Here is a 17,093-nt window from a genome sequence, read left to right as displayed (position 1 = left end):
ATGCTTAGCATGGGGCCGATGTCGCGACGACGCGAGGTTGCATCGTCAGGAAGGAGCACGGAATGGCTGGTGCAGACAGTGTCGAAAAGCTGGAAGATGTGATCGTCCGCTCGGCCGAGCAGGTTGCCGGCCAGATCCGCGCGGCGAAAGAGGCGATTTCCACCGTTATTTTCGGTCAGGACCGGGTGATCGAGAACACCCTGGTGACCATCCTTTCCGGCGGCCATGCGCTGCTGATCGGGGTTCCCGGTCTTGCCAAGACCAAGCTCGTGGAGACGCTCGGCATCACGCTTGGCCTCGATACCAAGCGCATCCAGTTCACCCCGGACCTGATGCCGTCGGACATTCTCGGCGCCGAGGTGCTGGACGAGAGCAGCACTGGCAAGCGCTCGTTCCGCTTTATTGCAGGTCCGGTATTTGCGCAGCTTCTGATGGCTGACGAGATCAACCGCGCCAGCCCGCGTACCCAATCCGCACTGCTGCAAGCCATGCAGGAGCAGCACATCACGGTTGCGGGCGCACGTCATGATCTTCCCAAGCCGTTCCATGTGCTGGCGACGCAGAACCCGCTGGAACAGGAAGGCACTTATCCCCTGCCCGAAGCGCAGCTTGACCGCTTCCTGATGGAGATCGATGTCGACTATCCCGACCGCGAGGCCGAACGTCGCATCCTGTTCGAGACCACCGGCGCGGAAGAGACACTGGCGAAGGCCGCGATGAACTCGGAACTCCTGCTCAGCGCGCAGCGGCTGGTGCGAAGGCTGCCGGTCGGCGACTCCGTCGTCGACGCCATCCTGTCGCTGGTGCGCGCCGCGCGGCCCAATCCGGAAGGTGAGAAGCTGATCGCCTGGGGACCGGGCCCGCGCGCCAGCCAGGCCTTGATGCTCGCTGTCCGCGCCCGCGCCCTGCTCGATGGACGACTCGCGCCCTCGATCGACGACGTGCTCGATCTCGCGGAACCCGTGCTCAAGCACCGCATGGCGCTGACCTTCACCGCGCGCGCGGAAGGCCGGACCATTCCTGACGTGATCAGGCAATTGAAGACGCGGATCGGTTGATGGCCGCAGAGAACAAGCACCTAGACGGGGAGATTGTCGCGATCCGACGTGCCGATGGCGAAAGCCGGTCGCTCGCCGCATCGCTGCCACGCCTGGTGCTCGAGGCCCGCCGCATCGCCAACAACGTCATCCATGGCCTGCACGGCCGCCGCCGCGCCGGCGCCGGTGAAAGCTTCTGGCAATATCGCCGCTTCGTCTCCGGCGAGCCGTCGCAGAACGTCGACTGGCGGCGCTCGGCGCGCGACGACCATCTCTATGTCCGGGAGCAGGAGTGGGAGGCGGCGCACACGGTCTGGATCTGGCCGGACCGCTCGCCATCGATGGCGTTCGCGTCCAAGCAGGCGCGCGATTCCAAGCTCGAGCGCGGCTTGATCGTCGCCTTTGCGCTGGCCGAATTATTGGTTGCCGGCGGCGAACGCGTCGGCATTCCCGGCTTGATGAACCCGACCGCAAGCCGCAGCGTGATCGACAAGATGGCGCAGGCGATGCTGCATAACGACGCAACCCGCGCCAGCCTGCCGCCGTCCTTCGTGCCGTCGGCGCTTTCCGAGATCGTGGTGCTGTCGGACCTCTGGTCGCCACTACAGGAGATCCGAACCACGCTCGCCGGGCTATCGGCCTCGGGCGCGCACGGCACGGTGATCCAGGTCGTCGATCCCGCCGAGGAAACCTTCCCGTATTCCGGCCGCGTCGAATTCGTCGAACCGGAAGCGGGCGCCATGATCACCGCGGGCCGCGCCGAGAGCTGGGCCAGCGACTATGTCGCGCGCGTCGCGCTGCATCGCGACGAGATCCGCGCGGAGACCAACCGGCTCGACTGGCTGTTCTCGGTCCACACCACCGACCGCTCCGCGGCGGAGTTGCTATTGTTCCTGCACAACGGCATGACGGTGAGCAAGGCCAGCGTACGGTCCACCGTCAAAGTAGGGCTCGGCGCATGATCGCAGGTCTGCCGCTGTCGTTTGCCGAACCGATGTTGCTGCTGGGCCTGTTGAGCCTGCCGGCACTGTGGTGGCTGCTCCGTGTCATGCCGCCACGGCCGAGGCGCATCGAGTTTCCGCCGACCCGATTGCTGTTCGATATCCAGCCCAAGGAAGAGACGCCCTCGCGCACGCCTTGGTGGCTGACGCTGTTGCGCCTCCTCGCCGCCGCGCTCGTCATCTTCGCCGCGGCCGGACCGATCTGGAATCCGCAGACCGGGCTCGCGTCCTCCAAGGCGCCGCTCGTAATCCTGCTCGATGACGGCTGGAGCTCGGCCTCGAGCTGGGACGCGCGGATCAGGGCTGCCGACGAACTGATCGCCAATGCGGACAACGACCGCCGCGGAGTGGCGCTGGTGCCGTTATCAGAACCGCAGCGTGACATCACGCTGATGCCGGCCGGCACCGCGCGCGTCGCGCTGCGGCAGTTCGCGCCAAAGCCCTATTCGATCGATCGCGTCGACACGCTGCCCGCCATCGGCCGGTTCCTGAAAGCCACGGGCGACTGCGAGATCGCCTGGCTGTCCGATGGCGTCGACACCGGGCGCGGCGCGGAATTCACCGAAGGCCTCGGCAAGCTGATCGAGAGCCGCAGGCTGACGATCTACGAAGGCGGCGCGCCGTCCGCGCAGGCGCTCGTTGCCGCCGAGAATGCCGCGGCCAAGATGACAGTGAAGGTGTTGCGCACCGAGACCGGCATCACCTCCGGCACCGTGCGGGCGCTGGATGCCAAGGGATCGCCGATCGGCGAGGCGCGCTACACCTTCGCCCCGCAGGATCGCGAGACCGAGGCCTCGTTCGATCTGCCGGTCGAACTGCGCAACGACATCGCCCGGCTGGAAATTGCCGGCGAGCGCTCTGCCGGCGCGGTGCAGCTCCTCGACAAGAGGTGGCGGCGCCGTGCGGTCGGCATCGTCTCCGGCGCGACCAGCGACACCGCGCAGCCGCTGCTTGCCTCGACCTTCTACCTTTCCCGCGCGCTGTCGCCATTCGCCGATGTGCGTCTCGGCGACCGCGGCGCGCCGCAGCAGGCGATCGCCCAATTCCTCGACCAGCGGCTGCCGATGATCGTGCTGGCCGACGTCGGCACGCTGTCGCCGGAAATCCGCGAGCGCCTCAACGCCTGGATCGACCAGGGCGGCGTGCTGGTGCGTTTCGCCGGCCCGCGGCTGGCGCAAGCCGATGACGATCTGGTGCCGGTGAAGCTGCGCCGCGGCGGCCGCATCCTCGGCGGCAGCCTGACCTGGGAGAAGCCGCAGCATCTGGCATCGTTCACCGCCGACGGCCCGTTCGCCGGTCTCCCGGTGCCAAAGGACGTCACCGTGAGCCGGCAGGTGCTGGCCGAGCCGGATGCCGTGCTCGCCACCAAGAGCTGGGCGTCGCTGGAAGACGGCACGCCGCTGGTCACCGGCGAGCATCGCGGCAAGGGCGTGGTCAGCCTGTTCCATGTCGGCGCGGATTCGCGCTGGTCGGATCTGCCGATGTCCGGCACTTTCGTCGAGATGCTGCGGCGTCTGGTCGACATGTCCGGCTACACCTCGACGCCTGGTGCGGGCGTCGCCGGCGAAGCCAAGGCCGAGACCGTGGCACCGCTCCGCACGCTCGATGGCTTTGGCGCGTTCGGCCCGCCGCCGTCGACCGCCAAGCCGATGCCGGCCGATTATCGCGACCGCGCGACGCCGGAGCACCCGCCCGGCTTCTACGGTCCGGCCGACGCCCCGATCGCCGTCAACACGCTGGCGACCGCCGACCGCATCGCCCCGCTCGATACGTCGGGCCTGCGTGCGCGGCGAGCGAGCTACACCAATGCCGAACCACGCGACCTCCGCGGCATCCTGCTATCGTCGGCGCTCGGTCTGTTCCTGCTCGATGCTATCGTGGTCGCCATGCTCGGCGCCGGCCTTGCCGCGCTATGGCGACGGCGCGCGGCGCCTGCAGCGCTGGCGCTTGCCTTCCTGCTGGCCTCGATGGCGCCCTCCGCCACGCGCGCCGAGAACAGCGACGACTTCGCCATCAAGGCGGTTTCGCAGACGCGGCTTGCCTACGTCGTCACCGGCAATGCCGACGTCGACTCCATCGTGAAGGCCGGGATGTCCGGACTGACGCTGTTTCTGGCGCAGCGCACCGCGCTGGAAGCCGGCGATCCGGTCGGCGTCGATCCCGCGCGCGACGAACTCGCGTTCTTCCCGCTGATCTACTGGCCGATCGTGCCCGGCGCACCGAAGCCGCCGCAGGACGCCATCAACAAGATCGACGCCTATATGAAGCAGGGCGGCACCGTGCTGTTCGACACCCGCGACGCCATCGAGGCTGCGCCCGGCGATAACGGCGCCTCGCAGACGCCGGGCATGCAGGCGCTGCGCGAGATCCTGTCCTCGCTCGACGTGCCCGAGCTCGAGCCGGTGCCGCGCGAACATGTGCTGACCAAGACGTTCTACCTGCTGCGCGACTTCCCCGGCCGCTTCAACTCAGGCCAGACCTGGGTCGAGACGCTGCCGCGCGAAGACGATGACGAGGCTGCGCAGCGGCCCGCGCGCGGCGGCGACGGCGTCTCGCCGATCATCATCACCTCGAATGATCTTGCCGGCGCCTGGGCGATCCGGCCCGACGGCCAGGCGATGCTGCCGCTCACCCCCGGGGAGCCGCGCCAGCGCGAATTCGCCTTCCGCGCCGGCGTCAACATCGTGATGTACACGCTGACCGGCAACTACAAGGCCGACCAGGTGCACGCGCCGGCGCTGATCGAGCGGCTGGGACAATGACATGAATTACGGCATTGCCTTCACGCCGCTGGTGCCCTCGCTCGTGCTGTGGATCGGGCTTGTGGCGATCGTCGTCATCGCGGCACTATTGTTGTTGTCACGCTCGCGCGGCGCATGGATCCGTGTCGCGGCGCTGGCGCTGGTTTTGCTGGCGCTTGCCAACCCCTCCTTCACGCGCGAGGACCGTGAGCCTCTGACCTCGGTCGCCGCTGTCGTGATCGACAAGAGCCCGAGCCAGAATTTCGGCACGCGCAACCAGGAGACCGCGAAGGCGCAGGAGGCGCTGGTCGACAGCCTGAAGAAGATCAAGGGCCTCGAAGTGCGCGTCGTCGATGCCGGCCAGGCCGACGGCGAGACCGACGGCACCAGGCTGTTCGGCGCGTTGTCCTCCGCATTGTCGGACGTTCCGGTCGACCGCGTCGCCGGCGCCTTCCTGATCACCGACGGCCGCGTGCACGATATCCCGGCGGGCGCCGCCGCCCTCGGTTTCCAGGCGCCGGTGCACGCGCTGGTCACCGGTCGCAAGGACGAGCGCGACCGACGGATTGCAATTTCGGCGGCGCCGCGCTTCGGGATCGTCGGCCAGACCCAGACCATCACCTACCGGCTCGACGACCAGGGCGTGACCGGCCAGAGCGCCAGGATCACGGTCCGTCGCGATGGCGAGGTCATCAATGAGCGCACGCTGCAAAGCGGTCAGACCGCCAATGTCGACATCGATATCAAGCATGCCGGTCCCAACATCGTCGAGATCGAGGCTTCCCCGCTCGACAATGAACTGACGCTGGTCAACAACCGCGCGGTGGTGGCAATCGACGGCGTGCGCGACAAGCTGCGCGTGCTGCTCGTCTCCGGCGAGCCGCATTCCGGCGAGCGAACCTGGCGCAACCTGCTGAAGTCCGACGCCAGCGTCGACCTCGTGCATTTCACCATTCTGCGTCCGCCGGAGAAGCAGGACGGCACGCCGATCAATGAATTGTCGCTGATCGCGTTTCCAACCCGCGAACTGTTCCAGCAGAAGATCAACGAATTCCAGTTGATCATCTTCGACCGCTACGCCCGCCAGGGCGTGCTGCCGATCGCCTATTTCGACAACATCGCGCGCTACGTCCGCGCCGGTGGCGCCGTGCTGGTTTCCGCCGGGCCTGACTATGCGTCCACGACCAGCATCTGGCGTACGCCGCTCGACTCGGTGCTCCCGGCCGAACCCGTCGGCGTCACCGAGAAACCGTTCTACGCGCATCTTTCCGACGCCGGAAAGCGCCACCCGGTGACACGCGGGCTGGAAGGCTCCAGCAGCGAGCCGCCGCATTGGAGCCGCTTCTTCCGCACCGTCGACACCCGCAACGCCATCGGTCAGCCGGTCATGACCGGCGCCGACGGCAAGCCGCTGCTGCTGTTGTCGCGCTTCGGCGAGGGCCGTGTCGCGCTGCTGCTTTCCGACCACATCTGGCTGTGGGCGCGCGGCTATGAGGGCGGCGGTCCGCATCTCGACCTGCTCAGGCGGATGTCGCACTGGCTGATGAAGCAGCCCGATCTCGACGAAGAAGCGCTGCGGCTGCAGATCCAGGGCCACGATCTCGCCGTGGTGCGCCAGACCATGGGCGACAGCGTCCCGCCGGTCACCGTGACCTCGCCGAGCGGCGCCACGCGCGAGATGACGCTGACCCAGGGTGAGCCCGGCGAATGGCGTGCGACGCTCCCCGCCAACGAGCTCGGTTTGTGGCAGGCGACCGACGGCACGCTGAAGGCGCTGGTCAATGTCGGCCCGACCAACCCGAAGGAATTCTCGGAAGTGACCTCCACGACCGAGATGCTGAAGCCGCTGGCGCAGGCGACCGGCGGCGACGCCCGCCGCGTGGTCGATGGCACCAGCCTCGACATGCCCCGCATCGTGCCGGTCCGTGCGTCGAGCGTGTTCCGCGGCGAGGGCTGGATGGGCGTCAGGATGCGCGACGCCAGCGTCGTCAAGGGCGTCGGCGTGCTGCCGATGTTCGCAGGGCTGATCGGCCTGTTGCTGCTGTTGGGTGCCTTCGCCGCGACGTGGCTCCGCGAGGGACGGTAAAGCGACCCGACCACGGCCTCCCCTCATCCCGAGGAGCCGCGAAGCGGCGTCTCGAGGGATGGGCAACGGGCGAGGTCGGGGCCTCATGGTTCGAGACGGCGCGATGCGCCTCCTCACCATGAGGGTCTCATCCGCCGTTGCAGCAATCACACAGCCTCCATCGATCGTTGAAAGCTGGCCGAGCCACGGTTGACACCGCCATTCCTTCCGATGTTATAATGTAACGTCGGGCGGTTGGGGTACGCCGTCCCGGGGGTGGGCCTGCATTCGTGAAGTGGATTCGAAAACACGTCAAACTTGGCGCGCGGCTGGCGCTGTTCGCGCTCGCCGTCCAGTTTGTGCTGTCGTTCGGCCATTTCCATCCGGCGCAGGCCGCTCCCGCGCTCCAGACCGCGACGTCGCAGGCCGATTTCCTTCGTGCTGCGGACCTCGTGGTCACGGATGCGGCGAGCGCGTCCGCCCATAAACTGCAGCTCCCGCACCCGGATAACCACCACCAGCCCGCTGACGGCTGCGCCATCTGCGCCGTCATCACGATGGCGCACGGCGTGCTGTTCGCCACGCCGCCTGTGCTGCTATTGCCGCAGGCGATCGAACTTCTCCAGCTCACCACCGAAGCCGGATTCACCCATCTTGGCGCCGCCCATCGGGCGTTCCAGTCGCGCGCGCCACCCCTCTCCTGATCGATTGACCGAACTTCCTTCGCACGCCCGCTGGTCAAGCGGCATGCGAAGGACATCGCAATCGGTCCGTCGGCTTGGCCGACGGCATCAGGATCAGGAAAATGGGATTCAAGAGAAAACGAGCATTCCACGTCGGTGGAGCAAGCTGGCTAGTACTATGCGCGTTCGGCAGCGGCGCGATGGCTCAGGATGCACCGGCAGCAGCCCCCGCAACGCAGTTGCCGGAGATCAACGTCACGGCGCCAAGTCCGATCGTCCGGCGCCAACGGACCGTTGCTCCGCCGCGCACTCCCGTTCGCGCCGCGCGCAGCACGCCCGGCCGCAATCGCGAGCGCGTGGCGCAACAGCCGCAGCCCGCGCCGGCCGCGCCGCCAGCGCCACAGCAAGGCGTGCTGCAGGTCGTGACCGATCAGTTCGCAACGGTCACCGTGGTGCCGAACGAGGAAATTCGCCGTGAGGGCACCGCCCAGCTCGGTGACCTCCTGTTTTCCAAACCGGGCATCACCGGCTCAACTTTCGCACCTGGCGCTTCGAGCCGGCCGATTATCCGAGGTCTCGACGTCAATCGCGTTGGAATCATCGAGAACGGCAACAACGCCGGCGGCGCCTCGGATCTTGGCGAAGATCATTACGTGCCGGTTGATCCGCTTGCCACCAACCAGGTCGAGGTCATTCGTGGTCCGGCGGCGATGCGTTACGGTTCGACTTCGATCGGTGGCGTCGTGAGCGCGACCAACAACCGCATTCCGGACGCCCTTCCCTCATGCGCGGCCCCGCCGTTCCAGACCTACGGCCTGCCGGCGAAAGCGCCGCTGGCTGGCGCGCCTTCGTCACCTTGCGTGAACGTCGAGACGCGAACCGCCGTGAACTCCGCCGATCGTGGCGTCGACGGCGGCATCCTGCTCGATACCGGCGCAGGCAATTTCGCGTTCCACGCCGACGCCTTTGGTCGCAAGTCCGGCGATTACGACATCCCGAGCTATCCCTACCTGTTTGACACGTCGAGGCCGGTGAACTACCGCCAACCCAACTCGGCGGCGCAAGCGGATGGAGCCTCGATCGGCGGCTCGTATATCTTCAACGGCGGCTTTATCGGCGCTGCAATTACCCAAAACGATTCACTTTATCACATCCCCGGCATCGACGGCGCCGACCATCAGACTCGGATCGACGCACATCAGACCAAGATCACCATGAAGGGCGAATACCGGCCGGATGCGGCGGCCATCGATGCAATCCGTCTCTGGGCCGGCGCAACCGACTACAGACACAACGAGCTTGGGCTGGCCGATCCAGCCGATCCCTTCAGCGACGGCGTACGCCAGACCTTCACCAACAAGGAGCAGGAGGCCCGCGTCGAGGTACAGTTGATGCCGTTCAACGCACGCTTTGCCGAGGTGACCACGGCGTTCGGCGTCCAGGGTGGCCACCAGGAATTGACCGCGCCCAGCCCCGACGATCCCGGTTCGCTGTTCAACGGCCTGTGGAATCCGAACAACAACAACCGCGTCGCAAGCTACGTCTTCAACGAGTTCAAATTCTCCGAGACGACCAAGGCACAGATCGCCGGCCGTATCGAGCATGTCGAGTTGCACGGCTCAACGCCGGATTTTCCGGCCGACTTCCTGCCTGACGGCAATCCGCAGTTCAGTATCGCGCGCAATCCGTCCTTTACGCCGAAAAGCGGCAGCATCGGATTGATCCAGAACCTGCCCTACGATCTCGTCGGCAGCATCACCGCGCAATATGTCGAGCGTGCACCGAAGCCGGCGGAGCTGTTTTCGCGCGGCCCGCATGACGCCACCGCCACATTCGATATCGGCAATCCCAATCTGACGATCGAGACCGCGAAATCGGTCGAGATCGGCCTGCGCAAGGCGACCGGACCGTTCCGCTTCGAGGCGACCGCCTACTACACCCATTTCGATAACTTCATCTTTCGCCGCTTGACCGGCGTGATGTGTGACGAGGACTTCAATTCCTGCGGCGCGCCCGACGGCGAATTGAACCAGGCGGTCTATTCCCAGCGCAACGCCACCTTCCGCGGCGGCGAATTCCAGAGCCAGCTCGATATCGGACCACTCAATGGCGGCATCTGGGGCATCGAGAACCAGTTCGACGTCGTCCGCGCCACCTTCAGTGACGGCACCAACGTGCCCCGCATTCCTCCGATGCGCGTCGGCGGCGGCGTCTATTGGCGCGACGCCAACTGGTTCACGCGCGTCAACCTGCTGCACGCGTTTGCACAGAACGACGTCGCTCCGATCGCCGAGACGCCGACGGCGGGCTACAACCTGTTAAGGGCGGAGGTCAGCTACAAGACCACGCTCGATCCATCCTGGTTCGGCGCACGCGAGATGACGATCGGCCTCGTCGGCAACAACCTGCTCAACGAGAACATCCGCAACTCCGTCTCCTATACCAAGGACCAAGTGTTGCTGCCCGGCATTGGCGTAAGGGCCTTTGCGAACCTCAAGTTCTGAGACTTCCCTTCTCCCTCTTCCGCGGCCGGTGGAAGAGGGAGAAACCTACCCTACCGCGCCTTGCTCCAATCGGGGCCGATCGGACCGGAGACGTCGGTGAAGGCGCCTTCCACGAGTTCGGCGACCAGCAGGCGGTTGTAGTCGACCGGGCCGGGCATGGTCGCCCTGCCCTTCGGGATCACCTTGAAGCCGACCCGGCTATAGTAAGGCTCGTCGCCCACGAGAATAACGAGGCGATGCCCCTTGGCCTTGGCGTCAGCGAGCGCACGGTCGAGCAACGCGCGGCCGACGCCGCGGCCGCGGAACGGCGGCTCCACCGTCAATGGACCCAGCATCAACGCCGGCGTGTCGCCGATCATGACGGGCAGTTGCCTGACCGAACCGACCAGGAGCGTGCCGATGCGCGCGGTGAAGGACAGATCGAGCAGGTGGTCGACGTGCTCGCGCAGCCGATAGGCGCTGAGCACGAAGCGGCCGGGCCCGAACGTGCGTTCGTGCAGGCGCTCGATCGCTTGGGCGTCGTTCGCCGTTTCCGGCAGGATGGTCAGCGACAAATCACTCATGGTGAGGCGCGGGATAGCACCTGGATCGGGCGCGGTCCATCGCCCGCATCATTTCTTGTTAATGGCCGGCTGGGACAGGTAGGCAAGCAGCTTCATCTCGCGGCGGCCGCGCGTCACCGTATCGAGCACCACCCCTGACGAGACCGACAGCATCGCCACGATCATCAGGCCGGTCGACAGCACCGCCGTCGGCAGCCGTGGCACGATACCCTCCTCGATGAAGGTGATGACGATCGGGATCGCCAGCACGATCGAGATCAGCGCGAGAACCACCCCGATGACGGTGAAAAACCGCAACGGTTTTTCCGAGCGGTAGAGCCTCAGGATGGTTCCGAGAATCCGAAACCCGTCGCGCCAGGTGTTGAGCTTGCTGACCGATCCCTCCGGCCGGGCATAATAGGGCGTCTCGATCTCGCCGACCGGCAACGCCAGCTCCAGCGCGTGGACGCTGAGCTCGGTCTCGATCTCGAAACCGTCCGACAGCACCGGAAAGGATTTGACGAAGCGGCGTGAGAATACCCGGTAACCGGACAGCATGTCGCGAAATTCGTGGCCAAACACGGCGGACAGGAAGCCGGTCAGCATCCGGTTGCCGGTGCGGTGGCCCCTTCTGTAGGCAGCCACGGATTGATCGATCCGGACGCCGACAACCATGTCGAGATGATCGTTCACCACGGCCTCGATCATGCGCGGGGCGCTCGGCGCATCATAGGTCGCGTCACCATCGACCAGGACATAGATGTCCGCGTCAACGTCGGCGAACATCCGCCGCACCACATGCCCTTTGCCCTGGCGCCGCTCGCTGCGGACCTCTGCACCGGCCGCACGCGCGATCTCGGCAGTGCGGTCGCGCGAGTTGTTGTCATAGACGAAGACCTGCGCCTCTGGCAGCGCCTTGCGAAAATCGGCGACCACGGTGCCGATCGCCGCTTCCTCGTTGAAGCACGGCACAAGCACCGCGATGCGCAATGAGGAGATATGCTCGCTCACCATCAGGCACTCGCCTTTTGTGGCAAGCCAAAATCGTCCGCGGATTTTGAGGCCCAATGATCCAGAGTCGCGAACAACAGCGTCCACAGTGACAGCATGACGATCGGGATCACGTAATAGGGCGTGAAGACGGGATGGCTCATGAAGAAGATCAGGTTGATGACGAGGTTGAGCGTGACCACGACGACAATCTGTCTTGTGGCGAGACGCCCTCCGGTTCGCCACAACGCTACCACCCAGGCGATCGCAATCAACAGCAGCGGGAATTGTGCATCTCGCACATATTGCACCAGGACGGCCGCATCCAATTCCGGCGGCACCGCGTCGACGCCGCCATAGGTGGTCGAGAACGGGCTTCCCGCATTGATCGCATTCGCGATCAATGTCGGCGCCATGCCGATCAGGAACGCAATGCCGAACGAAAGACCCTGCCAGAAGGTGTTCATGTTCCGTGCGCGCAGGAAGGCGATGAGGAAGAAAACCGCATAGCCCGCCGACAGAAACAAGTTCGGCAGGCGGAAGTTCACGGAGAGCCCGATCAGCAAGCCGACCAGCGCGGCGAGCAGGATGCGACGCGCGCTCGCACTGGCAAACAGCCGCGCGGTCAGGAATCCGGCCAGTGCGCAGACGATCATGGTCGGCGCCACCGAATAGCTCGCCTTGGTCGGATTGATCATCAGGTAGAGCGCCACGATGCCGAACACGCCGGCGAGCGCGACAGCGGAACGCGTGGCAGCGCGGGCCAGACCGAGCAGCGCGAAGGCGAAAATCGCGACTGAGGCGACGACATAGAGCGGGATCACCTGAAAGCCCGCCGGAAACAGTGCCAGCACGAAGCCGGTGCCCGGTGGATACTGCAGCACGACCTTGTTCAATGCCGCGGTGAAGGTATGGCACGGCAAGCGCGCGGGATCGCCGGGATCCGGAAAGTGGATCTCCTCGAGCTTGCGCAACATATAGCGGTCGTCATCCCTGCTGATGTTCGTGTCCAGGCCGCTTGCGCCGAACCGCTGAAACAGATGCGACTGGCGGAGATAGCAGATGTCATCGTAGACGCCGCGGCTCTCGTTCCATTTCGAGATCGTCCAGATGTTGCTGATCAGGATCAGCAGCAACACGACGCCGAAGGCGGTTTTCAATTGTTTCATCCGGCCCCTGTCGCGGCGTTCCATGTTCAAGGATGCGTCTTCTAACACAAGCGCTCGCTAGCGCCATGTGGCGATCGGCGCCCCGCCGTCGAGCACTTCGGCGATCCGAAGGCGAGTGCCGGGCGTGGTGTCGGCGGGCAATGCCGCCGGATCGAAGAAACCCGTGTCCACGATCTCGTGGTTCGGCTCCGGCAGGCGGTCCTGGCGGTACTGCCTGATGACATAGACCGCGACATGGTCGCGGCGGGAGACGTGGCGGTTGAGGAAGATGCCGTGCAGCACCGGGTTGCCCGCAAGCTCGATGCGCCCCTCCTCGATAAGCTCGCGCCGCAGCGCTTCCATCAGCGTCTCACCGACCTCGACGCCCCCGCCCGGCAGGTACCAGCCGCTGACATAGCTGTGCTTGACCAGGAACACCTTGTTCTCGTGATTGAGCACGACCCCGCGCACGCCGAGCGTCATGCCGCGGGCCAGCCGGAAATAGAGGTGGAACACCCGCCTGAGCTGCGGCTCGTAGCGCCTGCGCAAATCCATCAGGATCGTCACGAAAACCTCGACTGGAACGACAACGACGTTTGATCCTTGCGCGGAAGGCGCCCGCTTGCCAATAGAATGCGGACCATCAGGGAATGACCATGCCGCGGCTGTATATCACGGACAAGCCAACAGGGACGGAATGATGGCGGCGTTTCGGTTGGCGCATCTGTCCGATCCGCATCTGCCGCCGCTGCCGGTGGCGCGGCTGCGCGACCTCGCAGGCAAGCGCGCCTTCGGCTATCTGAACTGGACCCGCAACCGCCACAAATATCATCGCCGCGAGGTGCTGGACGCGCTGGTGGCGGACCTGCAGGGGCAACACCCGGATCACATCGCGATTACCGGCGACCTCGTCAACTTGGCCCTGGAGACGGAGTTCAAGCCAGCGCATGCCTGGCTCGAAAGCGTCGGCCCGCCGGATCGCGTGACCGTCGTTCCCGGCAATCACGACGCCTATGTGCGGGCGACCCGGCATCGCTTTGCCACCATGTTTGCCGACTATCTGCGCGGCGATGACGCAGACGGCGCCACGCCGTTTCCGTTCCTGCGCCGGCGCGGTCCGGTGGCCCTGATCGGCACGTCCTCCGCAGTGCCGACGCCGCCCCTGATGGCGACCGGCTGGCTCGGCCACGCGCAGCTCGCAGCGCTCGAGCGGATGCTGGCGGGGTTGTCGTCCGAAGGCGCATTCCGCGTGCTGCTAGTCCACCATCCCCTGCATTCGGATGCGCGCGTCAAGCGGTTGACGGATTCGCACAAGCTGCTCGATCTCATCAAGCAATACGGCGTGGAATTGATCCTGCACGGCCATGATCACATCCACTCCACGATGTGGTTCGACGGACCCAACGGCAAGATCCCGGCGATCGGGGTGCCCTCGGCTTCGGCGCTGCCCCGCCATCATTATCCGGCGGCGGCGTATAATCTGTTTTCGATCGAGCGTGACGGCAATGCTTGGCGCTGCGAGCAGATCGTGCGCGGGATCGGCGACGACCTGCGGGTCGGGCGGTTGAGCGACACGCGCTTGATGTGACGCCGCTAGAGATTCTGCAGGCTCGCATACAGTGCGAGGGCGAACAGCGCGAGCGCGCCGAGGATGAAGCCGAGCACGAACATCCAGAACCCGCGGCGGCGCCGCGGCTTCTCGGCGGGCACCGGCTCCACCACCTTGGGGGTCGCCACCATCGCATGCTCGCGCTCGATCATGCGGCGGGCGACATAGTCGGTGACGGCATCGACGATAACAGGCACGTCGTGCGATTCGGCGAGCACGATGCGGCCGAAGCGGGTGTCCTGCACGAAGCGGTAGACGCGCTTGTCGCGCCCCATCACGACATGGGCGACGACGTCGATCCACAGCCGCGGCGTCTCGCCCTGGCTGATGCCGCGGTCGAACAGGTCAACCTTCTCCGGCACCTGCGCGAACAAGGGATCGAGCGCCTCGTTCAGGATCTCCAGCCGCGCCACCTCGGCATCGCGCAGTTCGACGACGACGCCGGTACGGTCGGCCGCCTCGATCCGCGCTTTCCGCAGGGCTTCGCGCAGCGTCGGCCGCATATCGCTCGCGGCATTGCCGGTATTCTGGGCGTCCGACATCCCTTGCGGCCTCGTCCTGACGGGTTGTTCGCCTATTAACCTATCAGTAACCGTTACGTCCGCAAAGGCCGTTGGTTCCCAAGGGGTTATCGCGGCAGTTATCCCCAACGGGCGTCCCGAAATCAGACAGCCCCACCCGGAAATCCGGATGGGGCCGTCCGCCCTTGGACGTTTTCTTCAAAAAACACCGACTGCCGGCAGCAGCCTCAGGCCGGGACGCGGGAGGGCTCTTCCACGATGGAGAAGCGCACGCCGGCCTTGTGGCGGTTCTCTTCCGACACTTCGCGCCAGCAGTCCTCCGCTTCCTTGCGGGTCTTGAACGGACCTTTGACCTGGGCCGAGCCTTCGACGAGCTTGTGGAAGTTCATCGAACCGAACTCACCGCCGATCACCCAGAAATTGCTGCCTGTGGTCATTATCAGTCTCCTGTTGTCCGAGTGGCGTGATCCGCCTGGAATCCGACCAGACCCAGACTGATCAATTCCGCCGTTAGCCGAACTGGTTCATCGTGTTGTGGACGCCGCCCGCCTTCAGCGCGGCCTCGCCGGCGAAATACTCCTTGTGATCGTCGCCGATGTCGGAGCCAGCCATGTTCTGATGCTTGACGCAGGCGATGCCCTGACGGATTTCCTGGCGCTGAACGTTCTTCACGTACCCAAGCATGCCCTGCTCGCCGAAATATTCCCTCGCGAGATTATCAGTCGACAGCGCTGCCGTGTGATAGGTCGGCAACGTGATCAGATGATGGAAGATGCCGGCACGCTCGGCTGAATCGGCCTGGAAGGTGCGGATGCGCTCGTCGGCTTCGATTGCCAGCGGCGTGTTGTCGTATTCCGCTTTCATCAGCTCGGCACGGTTGTACTTGCTGACGTCCTTGCCGGCTTCCTTCATCGCGTCGTAGACCTGCCAACGGAAGTTGAGCGTCCAGTTGAAGGACGGCGAGTTGTTGTAGGCCAGCTTCGCGTTCGGAACCACCTTGCGGATCCGATCGACCATCTTGGCGATCTGCTCGATATGCGGCTTCTCGGTCTCGATCCACAGCAGGTCGGCGCCGTTCTGCAACGAGGTGATGCAGTCCAGCACGCAGCGGTCTTCGCCGGTGCCGGGGCGGAACTGATAGAGATTGCTGGGCAGCCGCTTCGGACGCATCATCTTGCCGTTCTGGTTGATGATGACATCGCCGTTCCGAGCGTTGGCGGCCGTCACTTCCTCGCAATCCAGGAAGCTGTTGTACTGGTCGCCGATGTCGCCGGGCTTGTGGCTCACGGCGATCTGTTGCGTGAGGCCGGCGCCGAGCGAGTCGGTGCGGGTCACGACGACGCCGTCTTCGACGCCGAGCTCAAGGAACGCGTGACGGCAGGCGCGGATCTTCGCCAGGAAGACCTCATGCGGCACGGTGACCTTGCCGTCCTGGTGGCCGCACTGCTTCTCGTCCGAGACCTGGTTTTCGATCTGCAGCGCGCAGGCGCCCGCTTCGATCATCTTCTTGGCGAGCAGATAGGTCGCTTCCGCGTTGCCGAAGCCGGCATCGATGTCTGCGATGACCGGCACGACATGGGTCTGGAAGTTGTCGATCTTCTCGATCAGCGCCTTTTCCTTCGCCTTGTCGCCTTCCTTGCGGGCGGCGTCGAGCGCGCGGAAGATATCGTTCAGCTCGCGCGAATCCGCCTGACGCAGGAAGGTGTAGAGCTCCTCGATCAGGGCCGGCACCGAGGTCTTCTCGTGCATCGACTGGTCGGGCAGCGGTCCGAACTCGGAGCGGAGCGCGGCGATCATCCAGCCGGACAGGTACAGGTAACGGCGATCGGTCGTGCCGAAATGCTTCTTGACCGAAATCAGCTTCTGCTGCGCGATGAAGCCGTGCCAGCAACCGAGCGACTGGGTGTACTTGGTGGGGTCGCCGTCATAGGCGGCCATGTCGGCGCGCATCAGCGCCGCCGTGTAGCGGGCGATGTCGAGGCCGGTCTTGAAGCGGTTCTGCAGACGCATGCGCGCCACGGCTTCGGCGGTCACCCCGTTCCACGTGTCCTTGGTCTTGAGGAGTGCTTCGGCGGCTTCAATCTCGCTCAGATAGGAAGCCGGTCCCTGGATAGCCCGGTCGCTGATCCCACGTGGCTGGTAGTTCATGTGCGTGATCCTTGTCTTCGCCGTTCGTCTTTCAATCGACATTCGTGACAGTGCATTGCGAAATGCGTGTCAGGAGCTAAACGCGAAGCGCCGGAAATAGTACA

General features: G+C 65.2%; 14 protein-coding genes. 7 read left to right on the top strand and 7 right to left on the bottom strand.

Translation table 11 applies throughout. The features are described from left to right. Nucleotides 1–62: 62 nt before the first annotated feature. The 6 genes from ACVJGD_RS36670 to ACVJGD_RS36645 all read left to right on the top strand — a co-directional run bounded on the left by ACVJGD_RS36670 (nt 63) and on the right by ACVJGD_RS36645 (nt 10,031). The gene (locus ACVJGD_RS36670) at nt 63–1,058 is read left to right on the top strand and encodes an AAA family ATPase (RefSeq protein ID WP_456638765.1); all 996 of its coding nucleotides are present in this window, start codon (nt 63–65) and stop codon (nt 1,056–1,058) included. Then, nucleotides 1,058–1,999, top strand: coding sequence for a DUF58 domain-containing protein (locus tag ACVJGD_RS36665; protein WP_456638764.1), 942 nt, complete (start codon nt 1,058–1,060; stop codon nt 1,997–1,999). Before ACVJGD_RS36670 ends, ACVJGD_RS36665 begins: the two co-directional genes overlap by 1 nt. Beyond that, nucleotides 1,999–4,800 carry a DUF4159 domain-containing protein gene (locus ACVJGD_RS36660; RefSeq protein ID WP_456640490.1) on the top strand — a complete coding sequence of 934 codons (2,802 nt, stop codon included), beginning with the start codon at nt 1,999–2,001 and terminating at the stop codon, nt 4,798–4,800. The genes ACVJGD_RS36665 and ACVJGD_RS36660 overlap by 1 nt, the downstream gene beginning before the upstream one ends. 1 nt (nt 4,801) lies before the next feature. Then, nucleotides 4,802–6,865, top strand: coding sequence for a hypothetical protein (locus tag ACVJGD_RS36655; RefSeq protein WP_456638763.1), 2,064 nt, complete (start codon nt 4,802–4,804; stop codon nt 6,863–6,865). A 269-nt stretch (nt 6,866–7,134) separates the two neighbouring features. Continuing rightward, the gene (locus tag ACVJGD_RS36650; RefSeq protein WP_456638762.1) at nt 7,135–7,548 is read left to right on the top strand and encodes a DUF2946 family protein; all 414 of its coding nucleotides are present in this window, start codon (nt 7,135–7,137) and stop codon (nt 7,546–7,548) included. Between the two features lie 101 nt (nt 7,549–7,649). Continuing rightward, nucleotides 7,650–10,031 carry a TonB-dependent receptor gene (locus tag ACVJGD_RS36645; protein WP_456638761.1) on the top strand — a complete coding sequence of 794 codons (2,382 nt, stop codon included), beginning with the start codon at nt 7,650–7,652 and terminating at the stop codon, nt 10,029–10,031. Nucleotides 10,032–10,081: 50 nt separating this feature from the next. Here the strand turns inward: ACVJGD_RS36645 and ACVJGD_RS36640 are convergent, their stop codons facing one another. From ACVJGD_RS36640 to ACVJGD_RS36625, 4 genes are read right to left on the bottom strand one after another with little or no spacing between them, the layout of a single operon-like run. Next, nucleotides 10,082–10,594, bottom strand: a complete 513-nt coding sequence (locus ACVJGD_RS36640) for a GNAT family N-acetyltransferase (RefSeq protein WP_456638760.1) — start codon at nt 10,592–10,594, stop codon at nt 10,082–10,084. Nucleotides 10,595–10,642: 48 nt separating this feature from the next. After that, on the bottom strand, nt 10,643–11,587 hold the full coding sequence (locus tag ACVJGD_RS36635) for a glycosyltransferase family 2 protein (RefSeq protein ID WP_456638759.1): 945 nt from the start codon (nt 11,585–11,587) through the stop codon (nt 10,643–10,645). Next, nucleotides 11,587–12,732 carry a hypothetical protein gene (locus ACVJGD_RS36630; RefSeq protein WP_456638758.1) on the bottom strand — a complete coding sequence of 382 codons (1,146 nt, stop codon included), beginning with the start codon at nt 12,730–12,732 and terminating at the stop codon, nt 11,587–11,589. The genes ACVJGD_RS36635 and ACVJGD_RS36630 overlap by 1 nt, the downstream gene beginning before the upstream one ends. A gap of 57 nt (nt 12,733–12,789) precedes the next feature. Next, a complete protein-coding gene (locus ACVJGD_RS36625; protein WP_456640489.1) occupies nt 12,790–13,266 on the bottom strand; it encodes an NUDIX domain-containing protein in 477 nt (158 codons plus the stop codon). Nucleotides 13,267–13,411: 145 nt separating this feature from the next. Between ACVJGD_RS36625 and ACVJGD_RS36620 the strand changes: the two genes are divergently transcribed. After that, nucleotides 13,412–14,299, top strand: a complete 888-nt coding sequence (locus ACVJGD_RS36620) for a metallophosphoesterase family protein (RefSeq protein ID WP_456640488.1) — start codon at nt 13,412–13,414, stop codon at nt 14,297–14,299. A 5-nt stretch (nt 14,300–14,304) separates the two neighbouring features. Here ACVJGD_RS36620 and ACVJGD_RS36615 read toward each other — a convergent pair whose 3' ends face one another. The 3 genes from ACVJGD_RS36615 to ACVJGD_RS36605 form a co-directional block, all read right to left on the bottom strand. Beyond that, nucleotides 14,305–14,862: a hypothetical protein gene (locus tag ACVJGD_RS36615; protein ID WP_456638757.1), complete on the bottom strand. Its 558-nt coding sequence runs from the start codon at nt 14,860–14,862 to the stop codon at nt 14,305–14,307. Nucleotides 14,863–15,068: 206 nt separating this feature from the next. After that, a complete protein-coding gene (locus ACVJGD_RS36610; protein WP_028167478.1) occupies nt 15,069–15,278 on the bottom strand; it encodes a DUF4170 domain-containing protein in 210 nt (69 codons plus the stop codon). 73 nt (nt 15,279–15,351) lie between these two features. Beyond that, on the bottom strand, nt 15,352–16,989 hold the full coding sequence (locus ACVJGD_RS36605; RefSeq protein ID WP_456638756.1) for an isocitrate lyase: 1,638 nt from the start codon (nt 16,987–16,989) through the stop codon (nt 15,352–15,354). Nucleotides 16,990–17,093: the final 104 nt, after the last annotated feature.

The sequence above is a fragment of the Bradyrhizobium sp. USDA 10063 genome, from assembly GCF_054063735.1.
The sequence above is the reverse complement of the archived record's forward strand: the minus strand, read 5'-3'. Positions and strand labels throughout refer to the sequence as shown.

Bases quoted from the DNA above. Each gene is read 5' to 3' on its own strand.
- ACVJGD_RS36670 (WP_456638765.1), top strand. From the start codon at position 63: ATGGCTGGTGCAGACAGTGTCGAAAAGCTGGAAGATGTGATCGTCCGC.
- ACVJGD_RS36605 (WP_456638756.1), bottom strand. From the start codon at position 16,989: ATGAACTACCAGCCACGTGGGATCAGCGACCGGGCTATCCAGGGACCG.
- ACVJGD_RS36640 (WP_456638760.1), bottom strand. From the start codon at position 10,594: ATGAGTGATTTGTCGCTGACCATCCTGCCGGAAACGGCGAACGACGCC.
- ACVJGD_RS36615 (WP_456638757.1), bottom strand. From the start codon at position 14,862: ATGTCGGACGCCCAGAATACCGGCAATGCCGCGAGCGATATGCGGCCG.
- ACVJGD_RS36620 (WP_456640488.1), top strand. From the start codon at position 13,412: ATGGCGGCGTTTCGGTTGGCGCATCTGTCCGATCCGCATCTGCCGCCG.
- ACVJGD_RS36665 (WP_456638764.1), top strand. From the start codon at position 1,058: ATGGCCGCAGAGAACAAGCACCTAGACGGGGAGATTGTCGCGATCCGA.
- ACVJGD_RS36610 (WP_028167478.1), bottom strand. From the start codon at position 15,278: ATGACCACAGGCAGCAATTTCTGGGTGATCGGCGGTGAGTTCGGTTCG.
- ACVJGD_RS36645 (WP_456638761.1), top strand. From the start codon at position 7,650: ATGGGATTCAAGAGAAAACGAGCATTCCACGTCGGTGGAGCAAGCTGG.
- ACVJGD_RS36625 (WP_456640489.1), bottom strand. From the start codon at position 13,266: ATGGATTTGCGCAGGCGCTACGAGCCGCAGCTCAGGCGGGTGTTCCAC.
- ACVJGD_RS36630 (WP_456638758.1), bottom strand. From the start codon at position 12,732: ATGAAACAATTGAAAACCGCCTTCGGCGTCGTGTTGCTGCTGATCCTG.
- ACVJGD_RS36635 (WP_456638759.1), bottom strand. From the start codon at position 11,587: ATGGTGAGCGAGCATATCTCCTCATTGCGCATCGCGGTGCTTGTGCCG.
- ACVJGD_RS36655 (WP_456638763.1), top strand. From the start codon at position 4,802: ATGAATTACGGCATTGCCTTCACGCCGCTGGTGCCCTCGCTCGTGCTG.